The organism is Oleiphilus sp. HI0079 (assembly GCF_001635105.1).
This window is the reverse complement of the sequence record NZ_LWFT01000467.1, coordinates 1-434: the sequence shown is the minus strand read 5'-3', so window position 1 is coordinate 434 and position 434 is coordinate 1. Positions and strand designations below refer to the sequence as shown.

Annotated in this window: 1 pseudogene; it reads left to right on the top strand. The window is 45.9% G+C overall.

Annotation, left to right across the window (positions count from 1 at the left end):
• A pseudogene (locus A3750_RS25990) lies at positions 1-259 on the top strand (HlyD family type I secretion periplasmic adaptor subunit); the annotation flags it as partial.
• Positions 260-434 lie beyond the last annotated feature (175 nt).

Below are 434 nucleotides of genomic sequence, written 5' to 3'. Positions count from 1 at the left end.
GCTTGAAGGGTTGGTTGAGTCTATTTCGGCCGATGTGTTTGAGGATGAGCGAGCGCAAACACAGTATTATGTTGCTCGAATAGAGCTTCATGGCTTTATTGGAAATGACCATGAACAGCTAGATAGTAAAGGAGGCTTACAAACAATTCAGCCAGGGATGCCGACAGAAGTAATGATCATTACGGGCAACTCGACCCCAGCGCAGTATTTGATGGAGCCACTGCTGAACTCGTTTAACAGAGCGTGGCGCGATTCATAATTTGGATTGTCCTTGTCCTTGTCCTTGTCCTTGTCCTTGTCATTGTCGTTTTCAGTTTATCGGAGCTTCGGCTCCGTTTTTCGTTTTGGTAATTGCGTTCTTAGTTATGCAGGCATACACTCTATCAATCTGTCGGGGAGCTTTTGGTCGTATAAAAGCTGAGACTGCCAGCCTA